Origin of the sequence: Streptomyces sp. NPDC102451 (assembly GCF_044765485.1) — a bacterium.
Classification (GTDB): domain Bacteria; phylum Actinomycetota; class Actinomycetes; order Streptomycetales; family Streptomycetaceae; genus Streptomyces.
The window spans coordinates 194,845-211,704 of sequence record NZ_JBIWKD010000015.1 but is presented as its reverse complement, the minus strand read 5'-3'; the positions used below and the strand labels follow the sequence as shown (position 1 = coordinate 211,704).

Genomic DNA, 16,860 nt, shown 5'->3' with positions numbered 1-16,860 from the left:
GCGTGCCTTCATCGAGGTGTGGGAAGTCGATGCCCGGACTTCGGAGCCGCTCATGGCGATGCTCCGCGGCGCGATCGTCAACGAGCAGGCGAACAAGCAGCTGCGCGAGTTCCTCCAGGAGCGGTTGCTCGTCGACGCTATCGCGTCACGCGCAGTCGACGGCGCGGGCCGCGGCGTCCAGCGCCTCCTGCGGGTGGGAGCGCTGGATCTGTTCGGAATAGGGGGCCGCTGCTTCGAGCAGGAGTCGGTGGATCTCGGTGATCGTGTGGGCCCCGCGGTCCATGGTCCTGTTCCTCCCGGCGCGCAGCAGCGCGGGGAAGGGGCTGTTGCTGTCGGCGAAGGACTCCAGCAGGGCGTGCGCGTAGGCGTCCAGGACGCCGGAGAGTGAGGGCTCGGCCATGCGCAGCCGCTCGGCCATGTACTCCTCGCGGCGTTCCAGCATCCGCTCGGTCAGGGCAGTGATCAGCTGTTCTTTGTCTTCGAAGCGGCGGTAGATCGTGCCCACGGAGACCCCGGCGCGCTCTGCGACGCCGGTCATCGTCATTTCCTCCAGGCCGGTCGAGGCAGCGATCTCCTCGGCGGCCCGCAGGACGCGGGCCAGGGTCGCGGCGCTGCGTGCCTGCTGGGGTTGCCGGTAACTCAGCGGGCGGACGGGCTCCTCAGTCATGTCCAGCATCGTACTGGCGGACGTTCGGCAGGTTCCTTTGACAAGTGGTCCACACCCTCACTACGTGAATGCGAATTCGCATTCACGTACTACTCGGAGGTTCGGCCCATGACCGACAACCAGATTTCCCCGCCGGTGACGGTAACCCTCGAATCCGGCCCCGCCGGAGGGAGCATCGACGACTTCGAGCTGTTCTACGCCCGCCGCGCCCTGGACCGCTTCCGCACGCGACTGGGCCGCCAGGGCCTCCTCGACCTCCTCGCCGCGGACATCGAGGAAGGCAACGCCTTCCTGCGCGAGAGCGCCCGCACCTCCGACGGCCGATTCAAGGGGGGCACAACCGTGCTCGCGACGAAGGGCCTCACCTCGGGTGCGTTCCTGGCCTGGATGGACAAGGCGTTCGCCGGCGACGAGCAGGCGCTTCTCGCGTCGCACCCCGAGCACTACGTAATGGGCACCGACGAGATCGGCGCGCGCGTGGTGGAGAACATCGGCCCCCACGTCTCCTCCTTCTACATGGGCGGCTGGGGATCGGACGCAGTGGCCTGGGCCGCGGACGCGGACGAGCTTCTCCCCGAGTCCGATTTTCCTCGCAAGATGTCCTCGAACCTGTTCCTGGCGGACGGCACGGTGGTCGGGCGGGCGCTGATCCAGTTCGGTGACACCACTGACGGCTTCACGGCGAACCTGACCGTCTACTTCCCCGTCTCCTGCCCGGACGAGGTCCTGGACCACCATCTGCGGCACTACGCCGTCGAGTTCAGGAACTGGATCGTCGCCGTCGCGGCTGCCCAGGCCTGACGCTCCGGCCCGGCAGCTGGTCGTGAGTCGCGAGGCTGCCGACCTCATGAGCGGGTGCCGGGCCCGGCAGGTGTCGGCGTCGATGACGACCTGGCGGTTGGTGGAGTACCTGTAGTTCTTCGACCGCTCGGCGATGGTGGGGACGAGGGTGCCGTCCACGATGAGCACGGTGTCCTTGGCGAACCGCTTGCGGGGCTGAAACGCGCGCCGACGATCACGGAGCACACTCTCTGACACCAGCCCCAGCAGTCCCTGGGCCTGACGCTCACCGGAGGCCCCACACCACGGCCGCACGTAACTCCAGGCGAAGGGGCCTTCTCTCTTCCCCGGAAGGCTCGCCTCCAGCGCCGCTTCACGGCACCGGACTACCAGACCCCGTCGATGACCTCTTCGAACGCAAGGTTCCACTGCGAGTCTTCATCTGCAAAGGGGAGCGCATCAGGCAGGCCAACTGTACTCAGCAGAAGCGCGGCGCGGTCGTTGACGCGGTTGTGCGGGACGTCGTAGCGGGGGAAGTGGACGACGCCCGTCAGCCCGAAAACGGTGCGTACCTCGTCCGCGGTGATGGCGAAGTTCACGCTGAGGCCTTTGCGTTCCGGGAGGGCACCTGATGATCCATGTTAGCGGCTATGACGCGACTTGAGTTCGTCCATGTACTTCTGGCGTTCGAGGTCACGTTTGTGCCGTGGTACGGACTGGTCTCAATTGTTGGCATGGTGAAGGGTCTTGGTCTCCTTGAAGTAGTTGCCCAGCCAGGCTTCGCATCTGGGGCGTTTCTGGCAGGGTTCTCGCTCAGTGAAGACTTCCTTGAGTCCTGGCTGTTTCTCGTTATACAAAATGGGATATCCGATGGACCGTATGGTCGGCAGGATCTTCGGTTCGGCCGGGCAGGCCTTGCTGCCCGGGGTGCCTACCGCCGCGCACGGGGGCAGTTCGACCAGGCGCAGACGCGAGCCGTAGGAGCCGCCGTATCCCTCGGCGAAGGAGGAGGAGTCCACCTGGAGGCGCACCGGAGCGGAGCGCTTCGTGTCGTCTGCGCGTTCCACCTTGAGGACGGCGCTCGCACCCAGTCGCTTGGCGTCGGCCGCGCCCAGCACCTCTACGGTGATCTTGTCTGGAGTGGTATTTGTCTTCTTGCCCTTGGCCACAGCCTTCCACTCACCCAGCGTGTCCACGTCGGTCACCGACGTTCCACATGCCTATGTTTCCGACTGTGGTGTCGTAGCCGAGCGTGAAGCCGGGCACTCCGGTGCCGTCCTGGCTGACCACCGTCATGTCACGACTCAGATCGGTGGGCCGTACCCAGGCGCTGACCCGCTCACCACAGTCAGCCGATGCACCAGGCCGCAATTCGAGATGCATTGACGCACCGTCAGCTAAGTCAGCATTGGGTCAGCATCAGGTCTACCAAAGCTGCTCAAGCACGACCGCACCTTGGAATCCCGGGCACGCGAGAAGGAAGCCTCCCCCGCGAGGAAGAATTATTCCACTTCTACCTACGGGCGCAGCTGCCGCATCCAGGAGCACATCAGTCCCTCATTCAAATCATTGCAGGTCAACGCACCCTTCCCCGCGGCTTCAGCGTCACCGGAGGCAGTGCCGGAGCGGCGAGCCGGTCGCCGTCGTAGCCCTTCACCTCGCCGAAACGGGGGCCTTCCAGCCAGTCCAGACGGGCTGCCTCGATCTCCTCGTGCGACCGCCCGATGAAGTTCCACCACATGACGATCTCCTCCTCGAACGGCTCCCCGCCGAGAAGCATCAGCCCCGCGTCGGAGTCGGCACGCAGCGGCAGTTCGGTGCGGCCGCAGCCGAGGTAGAGCATCGAGCCGGGGAGGACCGGGACGCCGTCGACCTGGGCCTCGCCGGACATCGACAGCACGGCGTACTCGAAGTCGGGGTCCAGCGGGAGCCGGGCTTCGGCTCCCGCGGTCAGGGCCAGGTCGGCTCCGACGATCGGGGTGTAGGACGTGCCGGGCGACGTGGCTCCGTCGAGCTCCCCCAGGATCACGGTGGCGGTGAATCCCGGCGCCGTGACGGTGGGCAGGCCGGTGTGGTGCTGGAAGTGCGGCTCGACATGACGGTGGGCGTCGGGCAGGGCCACCCAGAGCTGCGCCCCGTGCAGAAACCTGGCGTGCGGTACGGGGCTCTCCTCGGAGTGGCTGATGGCCCTGCCGGAAGTCATCAGCCCCAGCTCGCGCGGCCGGATCTGCTGGAGACTGCCCAGGCTGTCGCGGTGCAGGACCTCCCCGTCGTGCAGCCAGCTGACCGTCTGCAGACCCATGTGAGGGTGCGGTGGCACCTGCATGCCGGGCTCGTCGGCGATGTCGTCGGGGCCGTAGTGATCCACGAAGGCCCAGGCGCCGACCATACGGCGACCCAGGTTGGGCAGCAGTCTGCGTACCTCGGTGGATTCGCCGAGCTGGACGCGGCGCGGGGTGAGGAGTTCACGTACCGGTTCGGCGACGACGAAGCCGCGTCCTCCGCAGACGGAGACAGCGGCTTGGCGATCGAGATTGCTCATGGCGCACAACCTATTCCCGTACGGTCATGGAGCGCCGGTCCCCACGCCGAAATTTTGGTGGAATGTTCAACCATACCGATGCGTTGACCCCTCTGTAACCGTTCCGGACGAGGAGGAGAAGTGGACGACACCTACTACGAGTTCGGCACGCCGGCCGACCGGTGGGACCGGGCGCAGCTGTTCTTCGAGGCCAAGGAGTACCTGACGGCGGCGCGGATCCTCGGCGGGCTGGTGCAGGAGGTGCCGGAGCAGGTGGCGCCGCGGCTGCTGCTGGCGCGCGCCTACTACCACTCGGCCAGGCTCGCCAAGGCCGAGGCGGAGCTGCGCGAGGTACTGGAGCGCAGTCCTGTCGAGGACTACGCGCGGCTGATGCTCGGGCGCACTCTCGAGCGCCAGGGCAGGCATGCCGAGGCGGCCACGCATCTGCGGATGGCTCACGCGATGACCGGGGACCTCGGACCCGGGCTTCCGGAGCACCAGCAGGAGCAGCAGAACCAGGGATGACGCACGGGCCGGAGAGCGGGCGCCGGGAGACGGAAGCCTCGGCACCGCTCCCGGCCCGGCCCTCGGCCGGCGGGTTCACCGTTCCGCGTTCGACACCCGGTCCAGCCATTCGGTCATCAGCGCCGACTCGGCCGTGCTGAGCCCGGATCCGTGCGACCGGCGCAGGAGGGCTCCCAGGCGGGAGGCGACGGAGGGGACCTCGGCGTCCACCGTCTCGACCGCGCTCGCGTCCGGGATGAAGACGGCGGCGTGCACGGCGTCCCGCAGTCGCGCCGACACCCCGGCGTCCGAGAAGGTCGTGGGCCGGGAAACCAGCATCAGCGCGATGCCCGTCGTGGCCGACATGATCATCTGGGCGGCCAACTCGGGTGCCACACGCAGCTTCCCCTGCTCGGCCGCCCGTTCCAGGTCCCGCGTCAGGATGCGGTGCGACTCGAGGGCGGCCGCCGGTGGCGTCCGCATCGCCGGGGAGTTCATCAGCCGGTACAGATTCGGGTTCCGGAGAGCGAACTCGACGTGACTGTCCCAGCCGTTACGGAGATCCTCGACGGGATCGGAGGTCTCGCCCCGCTCGCGCTTCGTCGCCAGGTAGGCATCGAAACCATGATCGACGACGGCCGACAGCAGGCCTTCCTTGTCACCGAAATGCCTGTAGAGGGCCGGCGCCCCGACCTGCGCGGCCTCGCACACGGCCCGCGTGGAGATGTCCCCGTCGGGGGACTCCGCGACCAGCCGGGCCGCGACTTCGAGGATGCGCGCTCGTGTACTCATCGGAGGGACGCTATCAAGCGGTGCGCGGGGTGAACCCAACGGTGGGAGCTGGGGCCACCCACCGCTCCAGGCCTGCCCTGCGGCACGTGCGCCCCCGGGCCCGCGAGAGCCTTGCGCATGGTCTCGACCCTCTCCCGCCCGGCGGATCGGGCGCAGCAGACAGTGGGCCCGGTCAGATGATTCCGCCGTTGGCGCGCAGCACCTGGCCGTTGACCCAGCGGGCGGGACCGGCGAGGAAGGCGACGACTTCCGCGATGTCCTCCGGGGCGCCGAGCCGCTCGAGGGGAGGCTGCGCGGCCATCCTCGCGATGGTCTCCTCGTCCTTCCCGTCCAGGAACAGAGCGGTGGCGGTCGGCCCGGGGGCAACGGCGTTGACCGTGATGTCCCGGCCGCGCAACTCACGGGCGAGGATCAGCGTCATCGCCTCCACGGCCCCCTTGGTGGCGGCGTAGGCGGTGTATCCGGGTATGGCCAGTGCCAGCACCGAGCTCGAGAAGTTGATGATCGCCCCGCCGGACCGCAGACGGCGCGCCGCCTGCTGGTCGATGACGAAGGTGCCGCGGATGTTGGTCCGGTACATCCGGTCGAGCGCGTCGAGGTCGAGGTCGACCAGCGGCGAGAGCGCCATGACGCCCGCAGCGTGAACGACCACGTCCACTCCCCCGAAGGCCTCCTCCGCGGCGTCGAAGAGGGCGGCGACCGCCACCTCGTCGGCGACGTCCGCCTGGTGCGCGACGGCCTCGCCGCCTGCGGCAACCACGGCCGCGACGGCAGCTTCGGCCTCCGCCTCGTTCGCCGCGTAGTTGATGACGACCGCGAACCCGTCGGCCGCCAACCGCTCGGCGCTCTTGCGGCCGATACCTCGCGATCCCCCGGTGACGAGAGCGACCCTGCGTGCGGGGGTGGTGTGCTGCTGCTGCTCGGTCATGACGTTGCTCCTGTGGCAAAGAGGTTGCCGCCGGTTCCACGAACCCCGACAGAATCAACGCTAACACCATTGCGATAGCATCGCTACCTCGAATCGTAACGATGTTAATAGCGTCGCTACCCCGGTCTGGCTGCGGATACTCAGGTGCGCCCGCCCTCGGCCGGGTGATAGTCAGGCCGCCATGGACCTGGACACCCTCATGACCGCCCGGCTCGCACTGCATCCGCTGACCGCCGTGGAAGCGGCGTTGGTGGAGACCGGCGATACGCGCAACCCTCCGGACGGAGCGCGCTGGGCGCCCGGGTACCCCGACGACGGCGACCGGGCAGGCGCCCGCCGCTTCCTCGCGACCTGCGCGAGCGCGGGCAGCACCCAGCCCTTCGGCCCGTACGAGATACGACGCCGGGCGGACGGGATGGCGATCGGCGGCGCGGCCTTCCACGGCCGGCCGGATGCCGCCGGGCAGGTCACCGTCGGCTACGGCCTCATCAGCTCGGCACGCGGCCGTGGCTACGCCTCCGAGGCACTCAGGGCGCTCCTGGCTTTCGCCCGGTCCCAGGGGGTTCTCTCCGTGAAGGGCGACGCCGACCTGGACAACGTCGGATCCCACCGCGTCATGGCATCGGCCGGCATGCGGCTGGTGGCGGTGGACGACCGGCTGAAGCACTACCGCATCGACTGGCGCGGCACCTCACCGGTCGGCGAAGGAACACGGTCCGACGGTACGGCCCGGTGAGACGGACGGCCCGGCGAAACGGTTCGGCCCGGTAAGACGGCCGGGCGGAACACCCAGGGGCGGCGGGGCGGAACACGCGGGGACCGGCGCTCCGCCCGGCCTCACGCGGAAGGGACCTCCGGGAGCACGATCGCGGTCACCACGAAGCCGTCGTCGATCAGCCACTTGCCCTCGTACGACCTCGGCATCCCCGGCGCTGTCAGGGCGAGCGACGCCACGAACGTGCCTTCGGTGGCGGTACCCGGCCTCGTGTGGAACCTGATGTCCGCCTCGTCGAAGTCGAGTTCGATCCGGGTGAGCGGAAACCACGTCTTGAAGACGCTCTCCTTGGCGCTGAACAGCAGCCGGTCCCAGTGGATCGCCGTGCCGCCCTCCCCCAGCGGCAGCCTGTCCCGTTCCGAAGGCACCGAGATCGCCTCCCAGACACCGGGCGGAAGCGGTGCGTTGGGCTCGGCGTCGATACCGACCGCCCGCACCTCGGACGCCCTTGCCAGTGCCGCCGCGCGATAGCCCTCGCAGTGCGTCATGCTGCCGACGGTCCCGTCCGGCCACAGCGGCATGCCCCGATGGCCGGTCAGCACCGGTGCCGGGGGCAGCCCCAGGACGGCCATGGCCCGTCGCGCACAAGCCCGGACGGCAGCGAACTCGTGCCGGCGGCGGTCGACGCTCGCCGCCACCAGCCGCGCCTCCTCCGGGTACAGGCTGCCTGCCGGAGCATCAGCCTCGTGGGTGTCCGCGCACGCGACGTGCGCGGGAAGAAGCCGTTCGATCACGAGGCGTCGCCCTTCGCAGCCGCGGGCCGCTCCTCGTACGGGAGGATCTGCCGCAACAGCCCGCGCGGGTGGCCCCGCTTGCGCCACTCCCTGGGGTAACCGATCGAGACCTCCTCGAACCGTACGCCGTCGTGCCAGGTCGTCCGGGGGATGTGGAGGTGCCCGTAGACGACGGCGGCCACGTTGAAGCGACGGTGCCAGTCGGCGGTGAGTTCCGTGCCGCACCACTGGGCGAACTCCGGGTACCACATCACGGAGGTGGGCTCGCGCAGCAGAGGCCAGTGCCCGGCGATGACGAGCGGAACACCGGGGTCGTGCGCGGCCAGTCGCTGCTCGGTCAGTGCCACTCGTGCCCGGCACCAGTCGTCCCGGGTCGGATAGGGGTCCGGATGCAGCAGGTACTCGTCGGTGCAGACGACGCCCGCCTCGTGGGCACGGGCCAGGGACTCCTCCTTCGTCGCCGTTCCAGGCGCCCTGAAGGAGTAGTCGTACAGGAGGAACACCGGTGCCACCGCCACGGGGCCGTCCGCACCCTGCCACACCGGGTAGGGGTCCTCGGGCGTGGTCACACCGAGTTCACGGCACACCTGGACGAGGTGCTCGTACCGCGCGCGGCCACGCAGTCGTACGGGGTCCCTGTCCACCGTCCACAGTTCGTGGTTGCCGGGAGTCCACACCACATGGGCGAACCGCCCCGCGAGCAGCTCCAGCGTGCTCGCGACCTCTTCCGCCTGCTCGGCGACGTCCCCCGCGACGAGCAGCCAGTCCTCGTCGGTGGACGGTTGCAGCCGGTCGGCGATGGGCCGGTTGTCGGCGATCCCGACGTGGAGATCGCTGACCGCGAGGAGCCGGCCGCCACCTTTCGACGGGTGAGTCACTGGTTCGATGGTGGAACTCATTGTTCGAATTTACCGTCTCCACGGTTCCGCCGGAGCCGCCCCGCTCGACATGCCCGCAGTTCATCCGCCCGACATGATTGACCAGCCGCCACCGGGGAACGCGGCGCCACATGGCTGCCTACGTCTTCCGCGCGACGAAAGGACCGGACATGCCCGTAGCCACATATGGTCTCGTCGCTCTCGACTGCCGCGACCCCGTCTCCCTGGCCGGTTTCTACCAGGGTGTTCTCGGAGGTGAGGTCACGCAGTACGACGAGGACTGGTACGACCTCCGTGTTCCGGGCGGCGCCCGCATCTCGTTCCAGCGGGCGGCGGACCACCGGCCCCCGGAGTGGCCCCGCGGGGACAGGAACTCGCAGCAGGCGCACCTGGACTTCGACGTGACGGATGTCGAGCGTGCGCAGGAGGAGGTGCTGGCGCTCGGTGCGACGCCGCTGGACCTCGACGACCGGGGCGGTGAGCGCAGGTTCCGCGTGTACGCCGACCCGGCCGGGCATCCGTTCTGCCTGTGCTGGCAATGAACCTCTCGGCCCCGACGCACTCGGGCGGCCACCGGCCGGGGAGCGCCACCCGGCGGCCCCGACGGGCCGTGTCGCCTTCGCATGTCACATCCCGGCACGGCGAGAATGAGGAACTATGAACAGAAGTGCCCTCATTGTCATCGACATGCTCAACACATACAGCCATCCGGATGCCGACATCCTCATTCCCTCCGTGCGCGAGGCACTCCCCCACGTCGTGGATCTCATCGAACGGGCCAGGGACGACGCTGTTCCGGTGATCTATGTGAACGACAATTTCGGGGAATGGCGGTCCCACCACGGCGAGATCATCGATACGACGTTGTCGGGGCCGCACAGCGATCTGGTGGAACCCGTACTGCCGGACGACGATTCGCTTTTCGTCGTCAAGGCGAGGCACTCGATCTTCTACGAGACGCCGCTCAGCTACCTCCTCTCGCAGCTGGCTGTGGACCGGGTGGTTCTCTGCGGTCAGGTCACCGAGCAGTGTGTCCTGTATTCCGCCCTCGACGCACATATCCGTCATCTGGACGTGACAGTTCCGGACGACGCCGTGGCCCATATCCACCGGGACCTGGCGCAGGCGTCCCTCCGGATGATGGAGCGCAACATGGGTGCGTCGATCCGAAAAGCCGCGGACGTCGAATTCTGATTCCCGCCGTGTGTGGGTCCCGCCCTTGGCTCTGTACGGGGCATTTCCGCGGCCGCGCCGAATGGACGGGCCTTTCGAGGGGCACAGTGGCGCCGAACCCGCAGTACGAGTCTTCATTTTGAGGAGAGTGTCCCCGCGATGCGTGCTCTGGCTTTCGTCTGCACCCTGAATTCCTCCCCCGCGCCCTCCAGCAGCCATCTGATCGCCGATCAGGTGATGGCCGAGTTCGAGAGCCTCGGGGTAGGCGGCGAGGTGGTCCGTGTGGCCGACCACGACATCCGGCCCGGAGTGGAGCTCGACATGGGCGACGGCGACGCCTGGCCGGCTCTGCGCGAGAAGGTCATGGCGGCGGACATCCTCCTGATCGCCACCCCCATCTGGCTCGGCCACCCGTCCAGCGTCTGCCAGCGCGTCCTGGAGCGCCTGGACGCCGAACTGTCCGAGACCGACGAGCAGGGCCGGCTGCTGACGTACGGAAAGGTCGCCGCCGCGGCCGTGGTGGGGAACGAGGACGGCGCCCACAAGGTGAGCTCCGATCTGTTCCAGGGCCTCAACGACCTGGGGTTCTCCCTGGCTCCGGGAGCCGTCACCTACTGGGTCGGCGAGGCCATGCAGGGCACCGACTACAAGGACCTCGACGGGCCGCCGGAGACGGTCGCGTCGACGACGCGCACCCTCGCCGTCAACGCGGCTCATCTGGCCCGGCTGCTCACCGGCGGCCCGTACCCCGCCTCCTGACAGGGCCTCACCCCGGGCTATCCGGAGTGGACCGGGGTGTTCTGGCAGGCGTGCAGCAGCCATGCTCCGTCGTCACGCTTCGTCATGACGTAGAGCGGGGCGCCCTCCGAATCCCCCTGGGCCGAGTGGTACACCTGCCGGACCTTGACGGCCGCCACGTCGGGCCGCAGGAACCGGGTGTGGACCACGTGGTAGGTGATGTCTCCGTCCCACTCGGCGGCGGGCAGCACGGCTCGGGTGAACTCCGCGATCGCGTCGAAGCCGATCAGGACCTTGCCGTGGCCGGTCGTCCAGAGGGCATCGGGGTGGAAGAGCGCGAGGAAGCCTTCGGCATCCTTGGCGCGCTGGGTGGCCTCGACGGTGGCGACCACCTGTTCGATGGCCTTGATGTCTGTTGCTTCGGTATTCATGCGGCCCACCCTGCAACCTGGACCGCACTTGAGGTCAAGGAGCTGCCGCGCGGTAGGGGCGGAAGAAGGCGCGGAGCTCCTCCGCGTAGATCTCCGGCTCCTCGAACGCCGCGAAGTGCCCGCCGCGTGCAGGCTCGGTCATGCGCACCATGTTCGTCGTGCGCTCCAGCCATGCCCTCGGCGGGCGGACGATGTCACCGGCGAAGATCGAGAAGCCGGACGGCACCTCGACCCGGCGGGCGAGCTGGTTCGGCGGGATGGCGGCGTTCGCGCTGTACATGCGCATGGATGATCCGATCGTGCCGGTCAGCCAGTAGAGCGTGATGTTCGTCAGGATCTCGTCCTTGGTGAAGCTCCGCTCGACATCGCCGCCGCAGTCGCTCCAGGCGCGGAGTTTCTCCACGATCCACGCGGCGAGTCCGGCCGGTGAGTCGTTGAGCCCGACGGCGGCGGTCTGCGGCTTCGTCCGATGGATCGCGGCGTAGGCGCCCTCGGTCCCGCCCCAGGCCGCGACGTCCTCCATCCACGTCCGTTCCTCCGGAGTGAGGTGCGCCGGGTCCCCTGTGAAGACGGGCAGGCCGCCGTCGGTGCGGTGGACGGCCACGACCCGGTCGGGATGGTCGAGGCCGAGATAGCGGCTCACATGGCTGCCGACGTCCCCGCCCGCCGCGCCGAACCGCTCGTAGCCGAGGACGGTCATGAGCTCGGCCCACAGGCCGGCGACGGCGATCGAGTCGAGCGGCCGGCCGACGGGCCGGTCGGAGTAGCCGAAGCCCGGCATGTCGGGGACGACCACGTCGAACGCGTCGGCGGGATCGGCGCCGTGCGCACCGGGGTCGGTGAGGAGCGGGATGACCTTCGAGTAGCGCCAGAAGGAGTCCGGCCAGCCGTGGCTGAGGACCAGCGGCAGGACCGGTCCGGCAGGCGCGGCGGCCTTGGCGTGCACGAAGTGGATCCCGAGGCCGCCCACCGGAACGCGGAAGCGGGGAAGCCGGGCGAGCGCAGCCTCCTGCGCCGGCCAGTCGAAGCTCTCCGCCCAGTAGGCGACGAGATCGCGGAGGTGGTCGAGGTCGGTCCCCAGCGACCATCCGGCGTTCTCGGGAGCGTCCGGCCAGCGTGTCGCGCGCAGTCGCGTGCGCAGGTCTTCGAGGGCGGCGGGGGCTGTCTGCTGGAGGAACGGCTCGGGGCGGGGCTGGGCGTCCGGCATGATCGCATCCTAAAGGGCACCCCCGCGCTGTGGACCGGTAGCCCGACGACGTTCCGGAGCGGCCCGCCGGCCGGCCGGGGTGGCCAGGTGTGTCACACCCCGGGAGTACAGTCGCCCTGCCCCGTCGCCCCCATTCACCAGGTGAGAGATGTCCAGCCACATAGATGAGAGATCCACGCAGGACGGACCCGATGACGCCCTTTACGCGCAGCGCACGCATCGGCTGCGACGGCGGCTGGAGCGTCTGATCGGCATCGCCGCGACCGAGGGCAACAGCCTCGTCCCCCTCCGCAACGGGGACCAGATCTTCGCCTCGATGCTGGGGGCCATCCGCGCCGCCGAGCACACCGTGGACATGATGACCTTCGTCTACTGGCGTGGGGAGATCGCCCGCGAGTTCGCCGAGGCGCTGTCGGAACGGGCTCGCGCCGGGGTGCGGGTGCGGCTTCTGCTGGACGGCTTCGGCTCCCGGCTCATCGAGAAGGACCAGCTGGCCTTGATGGACGAGGCCGGGGTGGAGGTGGCGTGGTTCCGTAAGCCGCTGTATCTCTCGCCGCTCAAGCAGAACCACCGCTGCCACCGCAAGGTCCTCATCACGGATGAGGAGACGGCGTTCACCGGCGGGGTCGGGATCGCCGAGGAGTGGTGCGGTGACGCCCGTGACGAGACCGAGTGGCGGGACACCCATGTGCGGGTGCAGGGCCCGGCCGTGGACGGTCTGGCCGCGGCGTTCGCACAGAACTGGGCGGAGTGCCACGACGAGCTGTTCACCGAACGCGACAGGTTCGTCGACGCCACACAGCACGGGGACGCGATCGTCCAGGTCGTGCGCGGGTCGGCCGGCTACGGCTGGCAGGACATGCAGACCCTGCTCCGTGTCGTCCTGGAGTCCGCGGAGGAGCGGATCCGGCTGACCACGGCGTACTTCGCGCCCGACACGTACTTCATCGGTGTGCTGTGCGCCGCCGCCCGCCGGGGCGTCGCCGTGGAGATACTGCTTCCCGGGCCGCACACGGACAAGCGGGTGTGCCGGCTGGCCGGTCAGCACTACTACGAGGAGCTCACCGCCTGCGGTGTGAAGATCCACCAGTACCAGCCGACGATGCTCCACACCAAGGCGCTGACGGTGGACGGGGTCGCCTCGCTGATCGGTTCGACGAACTTCAACCGCCGCTCCCTCGAACACGACGAGGAGGTGATGCTCGCCGTCCTGGACCGGGAGTTCACCGCCACGCTGGACGGTCACTTCGATGAGGACGTGAAGCGGAGCACGCTGATCGACGGGGCCCGGTGGAAGCGCCGTTCGCCCGCGCAGCGGATGCGTGAGGCCGCCGTCCTGCCGATCCGCCGCTGGCTGTGACGGGTACGGGTGCGTGCGCCACCACGGGGAGTGGTGGATGCGGGTGCCCCTCTTCCGACGGCACAATCACCCGGCCCCGGGGGTGTGCCGGGTCCCGCCGGGGGCATACGGGCTGTCACCTGCCGCTTGTCAGGTGAAGGGAGTGGTCCATGAGCGAGTCTGTCGAGACACGGCCGGAAACGACTGCGGTGATGACGGAGCCCGTGCCCGATCTGCAGCTCCAGCTGCTGATCCAACTGCTGGACAGAGAACTGCGCTCCAGCCTGCCGATCACCCTCACGCTGACCGGTGGCGTGCTCCACGGAGACGTGATCGGCCACGAGGCGTGGAAGGCGGACTGGGCGCGGAGCCTCCGCCAAGTCGAGGGCGAGGGCGCGAACCTGATCGCGGAGTTCCCGGAGACGGTGGACCAGGGGATCAGGGAGCTGAGCACCGGAGAAGGTGCCCCGCAGTTGCCGCGCTGGATTCATCTGAGAGACGCCACTTTGGTCTTCGGAGGTACGGGGTCCCTGCGCCTGCCCCTCTGGCGCGGCCGCCTCGCCGATGTGTCGGGCTGGGCACTGGGAAGACCGCAGTGACAGGACGCGTGCAGGACAGCCGGCGGGACGGCCGTACGCCGTCCCGCCGGCTGCTGTCCGTCGTCGGCCCGCACCCGGTCGTCCGAGGCCTGTCCACCGGCCCCGGTCCTATGCGGGCAGTGTGGTTCCCGGCCGGGAGCCCAGCGCGGCGAGAAGCCAGTCGTGCGCGGACCCGGGCGTCGGCTCGGGCCGGCCGGACAAGGGGCTGACCAGCTCGGCCGTCAGCTCCCAGTACCGGTCGATGCGCGGGTCGGTTGCCAGCTGCCGGGCGAGGGTGCGGCGGAAGTCAGGGGTGTCCGCGGTGTTCCGTGCACTCGCGTACGCGTCCACGAACCCGTCCAGCGCCTCCCCCGGGTACGGCTCCCTGCCCTGCCGCATCTCGGCACCCGCCAGGTCGTACGCCTCGGCCAGCCCCGCGTAGAGCACGGCCGACGCGCGGGCTCCGGCGGCCTTGTGCGCATGGGGCTGGGTCGGCTCGTCTCCGTCGCAGGGGCGGGACACCATGGCGCACAGCCGGGCGAAGGCGAGCACATGGGCCGGTTCGGGGTCCTCCGGTGGCTGCGGGACCGCGGCGTCCAGGAACGCGGAGACGGCCCGGGCGGGCATCCGCGGCGGCAGCCAGCCACGCCAGAACCGGGCCAGGGGCGCCGTGCTCGGCGGCGCGGTCACCGCGCCGATCAGCCGCAGCCGGGCCGCGCGTTCGGCCGCCGGGCACTCCTGCACCGAGCGGAGCGCCGCCTCCCTCCAGCGCAGCGCTCTCAGCTGGGAGCCGAGTGCGCGCAGCTGCCCGGCGACGGCGTCCTCCAGAGCGCTGCCCGCACGGCCCGCCGCGTCCTCCTCGTCCAGGACGCGTCGCACCGCGGGGACCGGCAGGTCCATGGCCCGCAGGGAACGGATCATCCGCAGGCGTTCGAGGGAGTCCGGGCCGTATCTGCGGTGACCGCCGGCGCTGCGGGACGCCTCGGGGAGCAGGCCGCTGTCGGAGTAGAAGCGGACCGTCTTGACGCTGACTCCCGCCCGCTCGGCGAGTTCGCCGATGCCGCACAGCCCGTCGTACGACTGGAACACTTGAACCTCCCTCAGGGGGAGTTCCTACGGTACCCGCGAGAGGGACCGGTGAACGGGCCGGTCCGAGGCGACGGCGTATCGAGGAGAGACCATGACCGCGTTCATCCTGGTGTCCGGGGTGTTCACCGGCCCGCAGGTGTGGGACGACACAGCCGCGCGACTGACATCGGCGGGCGCCGAGGTCCATGCGGTGGCCCTGACCGGACTCGGCGGCGGGACCTGCCCGTCCGCCGGTACGGACATCGATCTGGAGACGCATGTCGCGGACGTCCTCGCGGTGATCGACGCGGTCGCACAGGTGTCCGGCGAGGAGATCGTGCTGGTCGGACACGACTACGGCATCCACCCGGCCCTGGGGGCCGCCGACCGGCGGGCGGGGTCGATCGCCCGGATCGTGTACCTGGACTCGGGACTCCCCCAGGACGGCGTCCCGGCCCTGGCCGCCGTCGCCGACCAGGGTCTGCGGGAGGAGGCGCTGCGGGCCGCCGAGGGAGGAGGAGGGCTGCTGCCGCCTCCGGCGCGCGACGCCTGGCGGCTCTGGGGAAGCACCGCGGACCTCCCCGACGCGGCGCTCGACCGGCTCACCGCCTTCGCGTCGCCGCAGCCGCTGGGCACACTGCTGCAGCCGCTGAGGCTGACCGGTGCGGCGGCCGAGCTGCCCATGGCCGGGGTCCTGTGTACCGGCAACGGTTCGAGCATCGCGGTGCTCCAGGCCCGTGCGGATCTCGGCGAACCCAGCCTGCAGGCGCTGACGGGTCCCCGGGTGGCCTTCTTCGAACTGCCCACGGGCCACTGGCCGATGCTGTCCGGTCCCACGGCGCTGGCGGTGACGCTGCTGAAGGCCGCGGCGGGCGAGGGGCACCGGCTGACTCCGGTGAACACCGAGCGGCCGCCCGCGCACCTTCAGCCGTTCCTGCTGGACGTCCCCGGACCGCCACGGGAGCGGACGGACAACATCGACCTGTACCTGCCGCCCGCCGCCCGGGGCCCCCGCCCGGCCGTGGTGTTCATCCACGGAGGGCCGGTGCCCGCCGGAGCACGCCCCACCCCCCGGGACTGGCCGGCCCTGACGGGATACGCCCGTTACGCCGCCGGCCAGGGGGTCGTGGGGGTCACTCTGGACCACCGTCTGCACGCCGTGACCGATTACGAGCGGGCCGCCGCCGATGTCGCGGACGCGGTGGAACGGGTCAGGTCCGACGTGCGCGTGGACGCGGACCGGGTCGCGCTCTGGTTCTTCTCCGGCAGCGGCCCGCTCACCGCGGACTGGATGGGGAAGCCCCCGCCGTGGCTGCGCTGTCTGGCGGCCGACTACCCCATCATGGCGCCGCTGCCGAACTGGGGGCGGCTCGACAGCCGTTTCCACCCGGCGGACGCGGTGGCGCACGCGGGGTCCCTGCCCCTCGTGCTGGTCAGGGCCGGGCTGGAGACGGCCGAAATCGCAGCCACCGTGGAGGAGTTCCTGACCGCCGCGGACCGGTGCGGGGCGGACGTCGAGGTGATCGACGTGCCGAACGGCCACCACGGTTTCGAGACCGTCGACCGGACCGACGAGTCGCGGGACGCCGTGCACCGCGCGATGGGGACGGTCCTGCGGCACCTGACGGCCTGAGGCACACGGGTCACCCGAAGAGGCTATCTCCGTGGCGGCTCCTGGCTTCGGCGCCCGGAACGTGATCGGGTTGACAACCCGTCAGCCGTTACGGGGCCGAGCCGAGGGACCCGG

At 69.8% G+C, this 16,860-nt stretch carries 20 protein-coding genes and 2 pseudogenes; 10 read left to right on the top strand and 12 right to left on the bottom strand.

The window, feature by feature from the left end; all coding sequences use genetic code 11:
* Positions 1-10: 10 nt before the first annotated feature.
* Positions 11-133 (top strand): annotated as a pseudogene (locus tag ACIRD8_RS28650) (TetR/AcrR family transcriptional regulator); the annotation flags it as partial.
* A 12-nt stretch (positions 134-145) separates the two neighbouring features.
* Here the strand turns inward: ACIRD8_RS28650 and ACIRD8_RS28645 are convergent.
* A complete protein-coding gene (locus ACIRD8_RS28645; RefSeq protein WP_403997588.1) occupies positions 146-667 on the bottom strand; it encodes a TetR/AcrR family transcriptional regulator in 522 nt (173 codons plus the stop codon).
* Positions 668-775: 108 nt separating this feature from the next.
* Between ACIRD8_RS28645 and ACIRD8_RS28640 the strand changes: the two genes are divergently transcribed.
* Positions 776-1,468: a hypothetical protein gene (locus ACIRD8_RS28640; RefSeq protein WP_403997585.1), complete on the top strand. Its 693-nt coding sequence runs from the start codon at positions 776-778 to the stop codon at positions 1,466-1,468.
* Positions 1,469-1,537: 69 nt separating this feature from the next.
* Here the strand turns inward: ACIRD8_RS28640 and ACIRD8_RS28635 are convergent.
* The 4 genes and pseudogenes from ACIRD8_RS28635 to ACIRD8_RS28620 form a co-directional block, all read right to left on the bottom strand.
* Positions 1,538-1,672 (bottom strand): annotated as a pseudogene (locus ACIRD8_RS28635) (IS5/IS1182 family transposase); the annotation flags it as partial.
* Between the two features lie 161 nt (positions 1,673-1,833).
* A complete protein-coding gene (locus ACIRD8_RS28630) occupies positions 1,834-2,046 on the bottom strand; it encodes a hypothetical protein (protein ID WP_403997582.1) in 213 nt (70 codons plus the stop codon).
* Positions 2,047-2,169: 123 nt separating this feature from the next.
* Positions 2,170-2,652: a hypothetical protein gene (locus ACIRD8_RS28625; protein ID WP_403997579.1), complete on the bottom strand. Its 483-nt coding sequence runs from the start codon at positions 2,650-2,652 to the stop codon at positions 2,170-2,172.
* A gap of 371 nt (positions 2,653-3,023) precedes the next feature.
* On the bottom strand, positions 3,024-3,989 hold the full coding sequence (locus ACIRD8_RS28620) for a pirin family protein (protein WP_403997576.1): 966 nt from the start codon (positions 3,987-3,989) through the stop codon (positions 3,024-3,026).
* A 120-nt stretch (positions 3,990-4,109) separates the two neighbouring features.
* Here ACIRD8_RS28620 and ACIRD8_RS28615 point away from each other — a divergent pair, with 120 nt between their 5' ends.
* Positions 4,110-4,493, top strand: a complete 384-nt coding sequence (locus ACIRD8_RS28615; RefSeq protein ID WP_403997573.1) for a tetratricopeptide repeat protein — start codon at positions 4,110-4,112, stop codon at positions 4,491-4,493.
* Positions 4,494-4,568: 75 nt separating this feature from the next.
* On the opposite strand, the gene ACIRD8_RS28610 is transcribed toward ACIRD8_RS28615, so the two are convergent.
* Both ACIRD8_RS28610 and ACIRD8_RS28605 read right to left on the bottom strand, forming a co-directional pair.
* A complete protein-coding gene (locus ACIRD8_RS28610; protein ID WP_403997570.1) occupies positions 4,569-5,264 on the bottom strand; it encodes a TetR/AcrR family transcriptional regulator in 696 nt (231 codons plus the stop codon).
* Between the two features lie 172 nt (positions 5,265-5,436).
* Positions 5,437-6,192 (bottom strand): SDR family oxidoreductase, encoded by a 756-nt coding sequence (locus ACIRD8_RS28605; protein ID WP_403997567.1) that lies wholly within the window; start codon positions 6,190-6,192, stop codon positions 5,437-5,439.
* Positions 6,193-6,373: 181 nt separating this feature from the next.
* Between ACIRD8_RS28605 and ACIRD8_RS28600 the strand changes: the two genes are divergently transcribed.
* A complete protein-coding gene (locus ACIRD8_RS28600; protein ID WP_403997564.1) occupies positions 6,374-6,928 on the top strand; it encodes a GNAT family N-acetyltransferase in 555 nt (184 codons plus the stop codon).
* Between the two features lie 101 nt (positions 6,929-7,029).
* Here ACIRD8_RS28600 and ACIRD8_RS28595 read toward each other — a convergent pair whose 3' ends face one another.
* Together ACIRD8_RS28595 and ACIRD8_RS28590 are read right to left on the bottom strand one after the other, a co-directional pair.
* Positions 7,030-7,701 carry a 4'-phosphopantetheinyl transferase gene (locus tag ACIRD8_RS28595; RefSeq protein ID WP_403997561.1) on the bottom strand — a complete coding sequence of 224 codons (672 nt, stop codon included), beginning with the start codon at positions 7,699-7,701 and terminating at the stop codon, positions 7,030-7,032.
* On the bottom strand, positions 7,698-8,600 hold the full coding sequence (locus tag ACIRD8_RS28590; protein WP_403997558.1) for a metallophosphoesterase family protein: 903 nt from the start codon (positions 8,598-8,600) through the stop codon (positions 7,698-7,700). Before ACIRD8_RS28590 ends, ACIRD8_RS28595 begins: the two co-directional genes overlap by 4 nt.
* 149 nt (positions 8,601-8,749) lie before the next feature.
* Here ACIRD8_RS28590 and ACIRD8_RS28585 point away from each other — a divergent pair, with 149 nt between their 5' ends.
* The 3 genes from ACIRD8_RS28585 to ACIRD8_RS28575 all read left to right on the top strand — a co-directional run bounded on the left by ACIRD8_RS28585 (position 8,750) and on the right by ACIRD8_RS28575 (position 10,511).
* Positions 8,750-9,121, top strand: coding sequence for a VOC family protein (locus ACIRD8_RS28585; protein ID WP_403997555.1), 372 nt, complete (start codon positions 8,750-8,752; stop codon positions 9,119-9,121).
* A 115-nt stretch (positions 9,122-9,236) separates the two neighbouring features.
* Positions 9,237-9,773, top strand: a complete 537-nt coding sequence (locus tag ACIRD8_RS28580) for an isochorismatase family cysteine hydrolase (protein ID WP_403997552.1) — start codon at positions 9,237-9,239, stop codon at positions 9,771-9,773.
* A gap of 138 nt (positions 9,774-9,911) precedes the next feature.
* Positions 9,912-10,511, top strand: a complete 600-nt coding sequence (locus tag ACIRD8_RS28575) for a flavodoxin family protein (protein WP_403997549.1) — start codon at positions 9,912-9,914, stop codon at positions 10,509-10,511.
* Positions 10,512-10,528: 17 nt separating this feature from the next.
* Here ACIRD8_RS28575 and ACIRD8_RS28570 read toward each other — a convergent pair whose 3' ends face one another.
* Both ACIRD8_RS28570 and ACIRD8_RS28565 read right to left on the bottom strand, forming a co-directional pair.
* Positions 10,529-10,921: an SgcJ/EcaC family oxidoreductase gene (locus ACIRD8_RS28570; RefSeq protein ID WP_403997546.1), complete on the bottom strand. Its 393-nt coding sequence runs from the start codon at positions 10,919-10,921 to the stop codon at positions 10,529-10,531.
* 34 nt (positions 10,922-10,955) lie between these two features.
* On the bottom strand, positions 10,956-12,128 hold the full coding sequence (locus tag ACIRD8_RS28565; protein WP_403997543.1) for an epoxide hydrolase family protein: 1,173 nt from the start codon (positions 12,126-12,128) through the stop codon (positions 10,956-10,958).
* 148 nt (positions 12,129-12,276) lie between these two features.
* On the opposite strand from ACIRD8_RS28565, the gene ACIRD8_RS28560 reads away from it, so the two are divergent.
* The gene (locus ACIRD8_RS28560) at positions 12,277-13,488 is read left to right on the top strand and encodes a phosphatidylserine/phosphatidylglycerophosphate/cardiolipin synthase family protein (RefSeq protein ID WP_403997540.1); all 1,212 of its coding nucleotides are present in this window, start codon (positions 12,277-12,279) and stop codon (positions 13,486-13,488) included.
* Between the two features lie 149 nt (positions 13,489-13,637).
* Positions 13,638-14,066 (top strand): hypothetical protein, encoded by a 429-nt coding sequence (locus ACIRD8_RS28555; protein ID WP_403997537.1) that lies wholly within the window; start codon positions 13,638-13,640, stop codon positions 14,064-14,066.
* Positions 14,067-14,174: 108 nt separating this feature from the next.
* Here the strand turns inward: ACIRD8_RS28555 and ACIRD8_RS28550 are convergent, their stop codons facing one another.
* Complete coding sequence (locus ACIRD8_RS28550; protein ID WP_403997535.1) at positions 14,175-15,134, bottom strand: MerR family transcriptional regulator; 960 nt, start codon at positions 15,132-15,134, stop codon at positions 14,175-14,177.
* 91 nt (positions 15,135-15,225) lie between these two features.
* Between ACIRD8_RS28550 and ACIRD8_RS28545 the strand changes: the two genes are divergently transcribed.
* Positions 15,226-16,746 (top strand): alpha/beta hydrolase, encoded by a 1,521-nt coding sequence (locus tag ACIRD8_RS28545; RefSeq protein WP_403997532.1) that lies wholly within the window; start codon positions 15,226-15,228, stop codon positions 16,744-16,746.
* Positions 16,747-16,860: the final 114 nt, after the last annotated feature.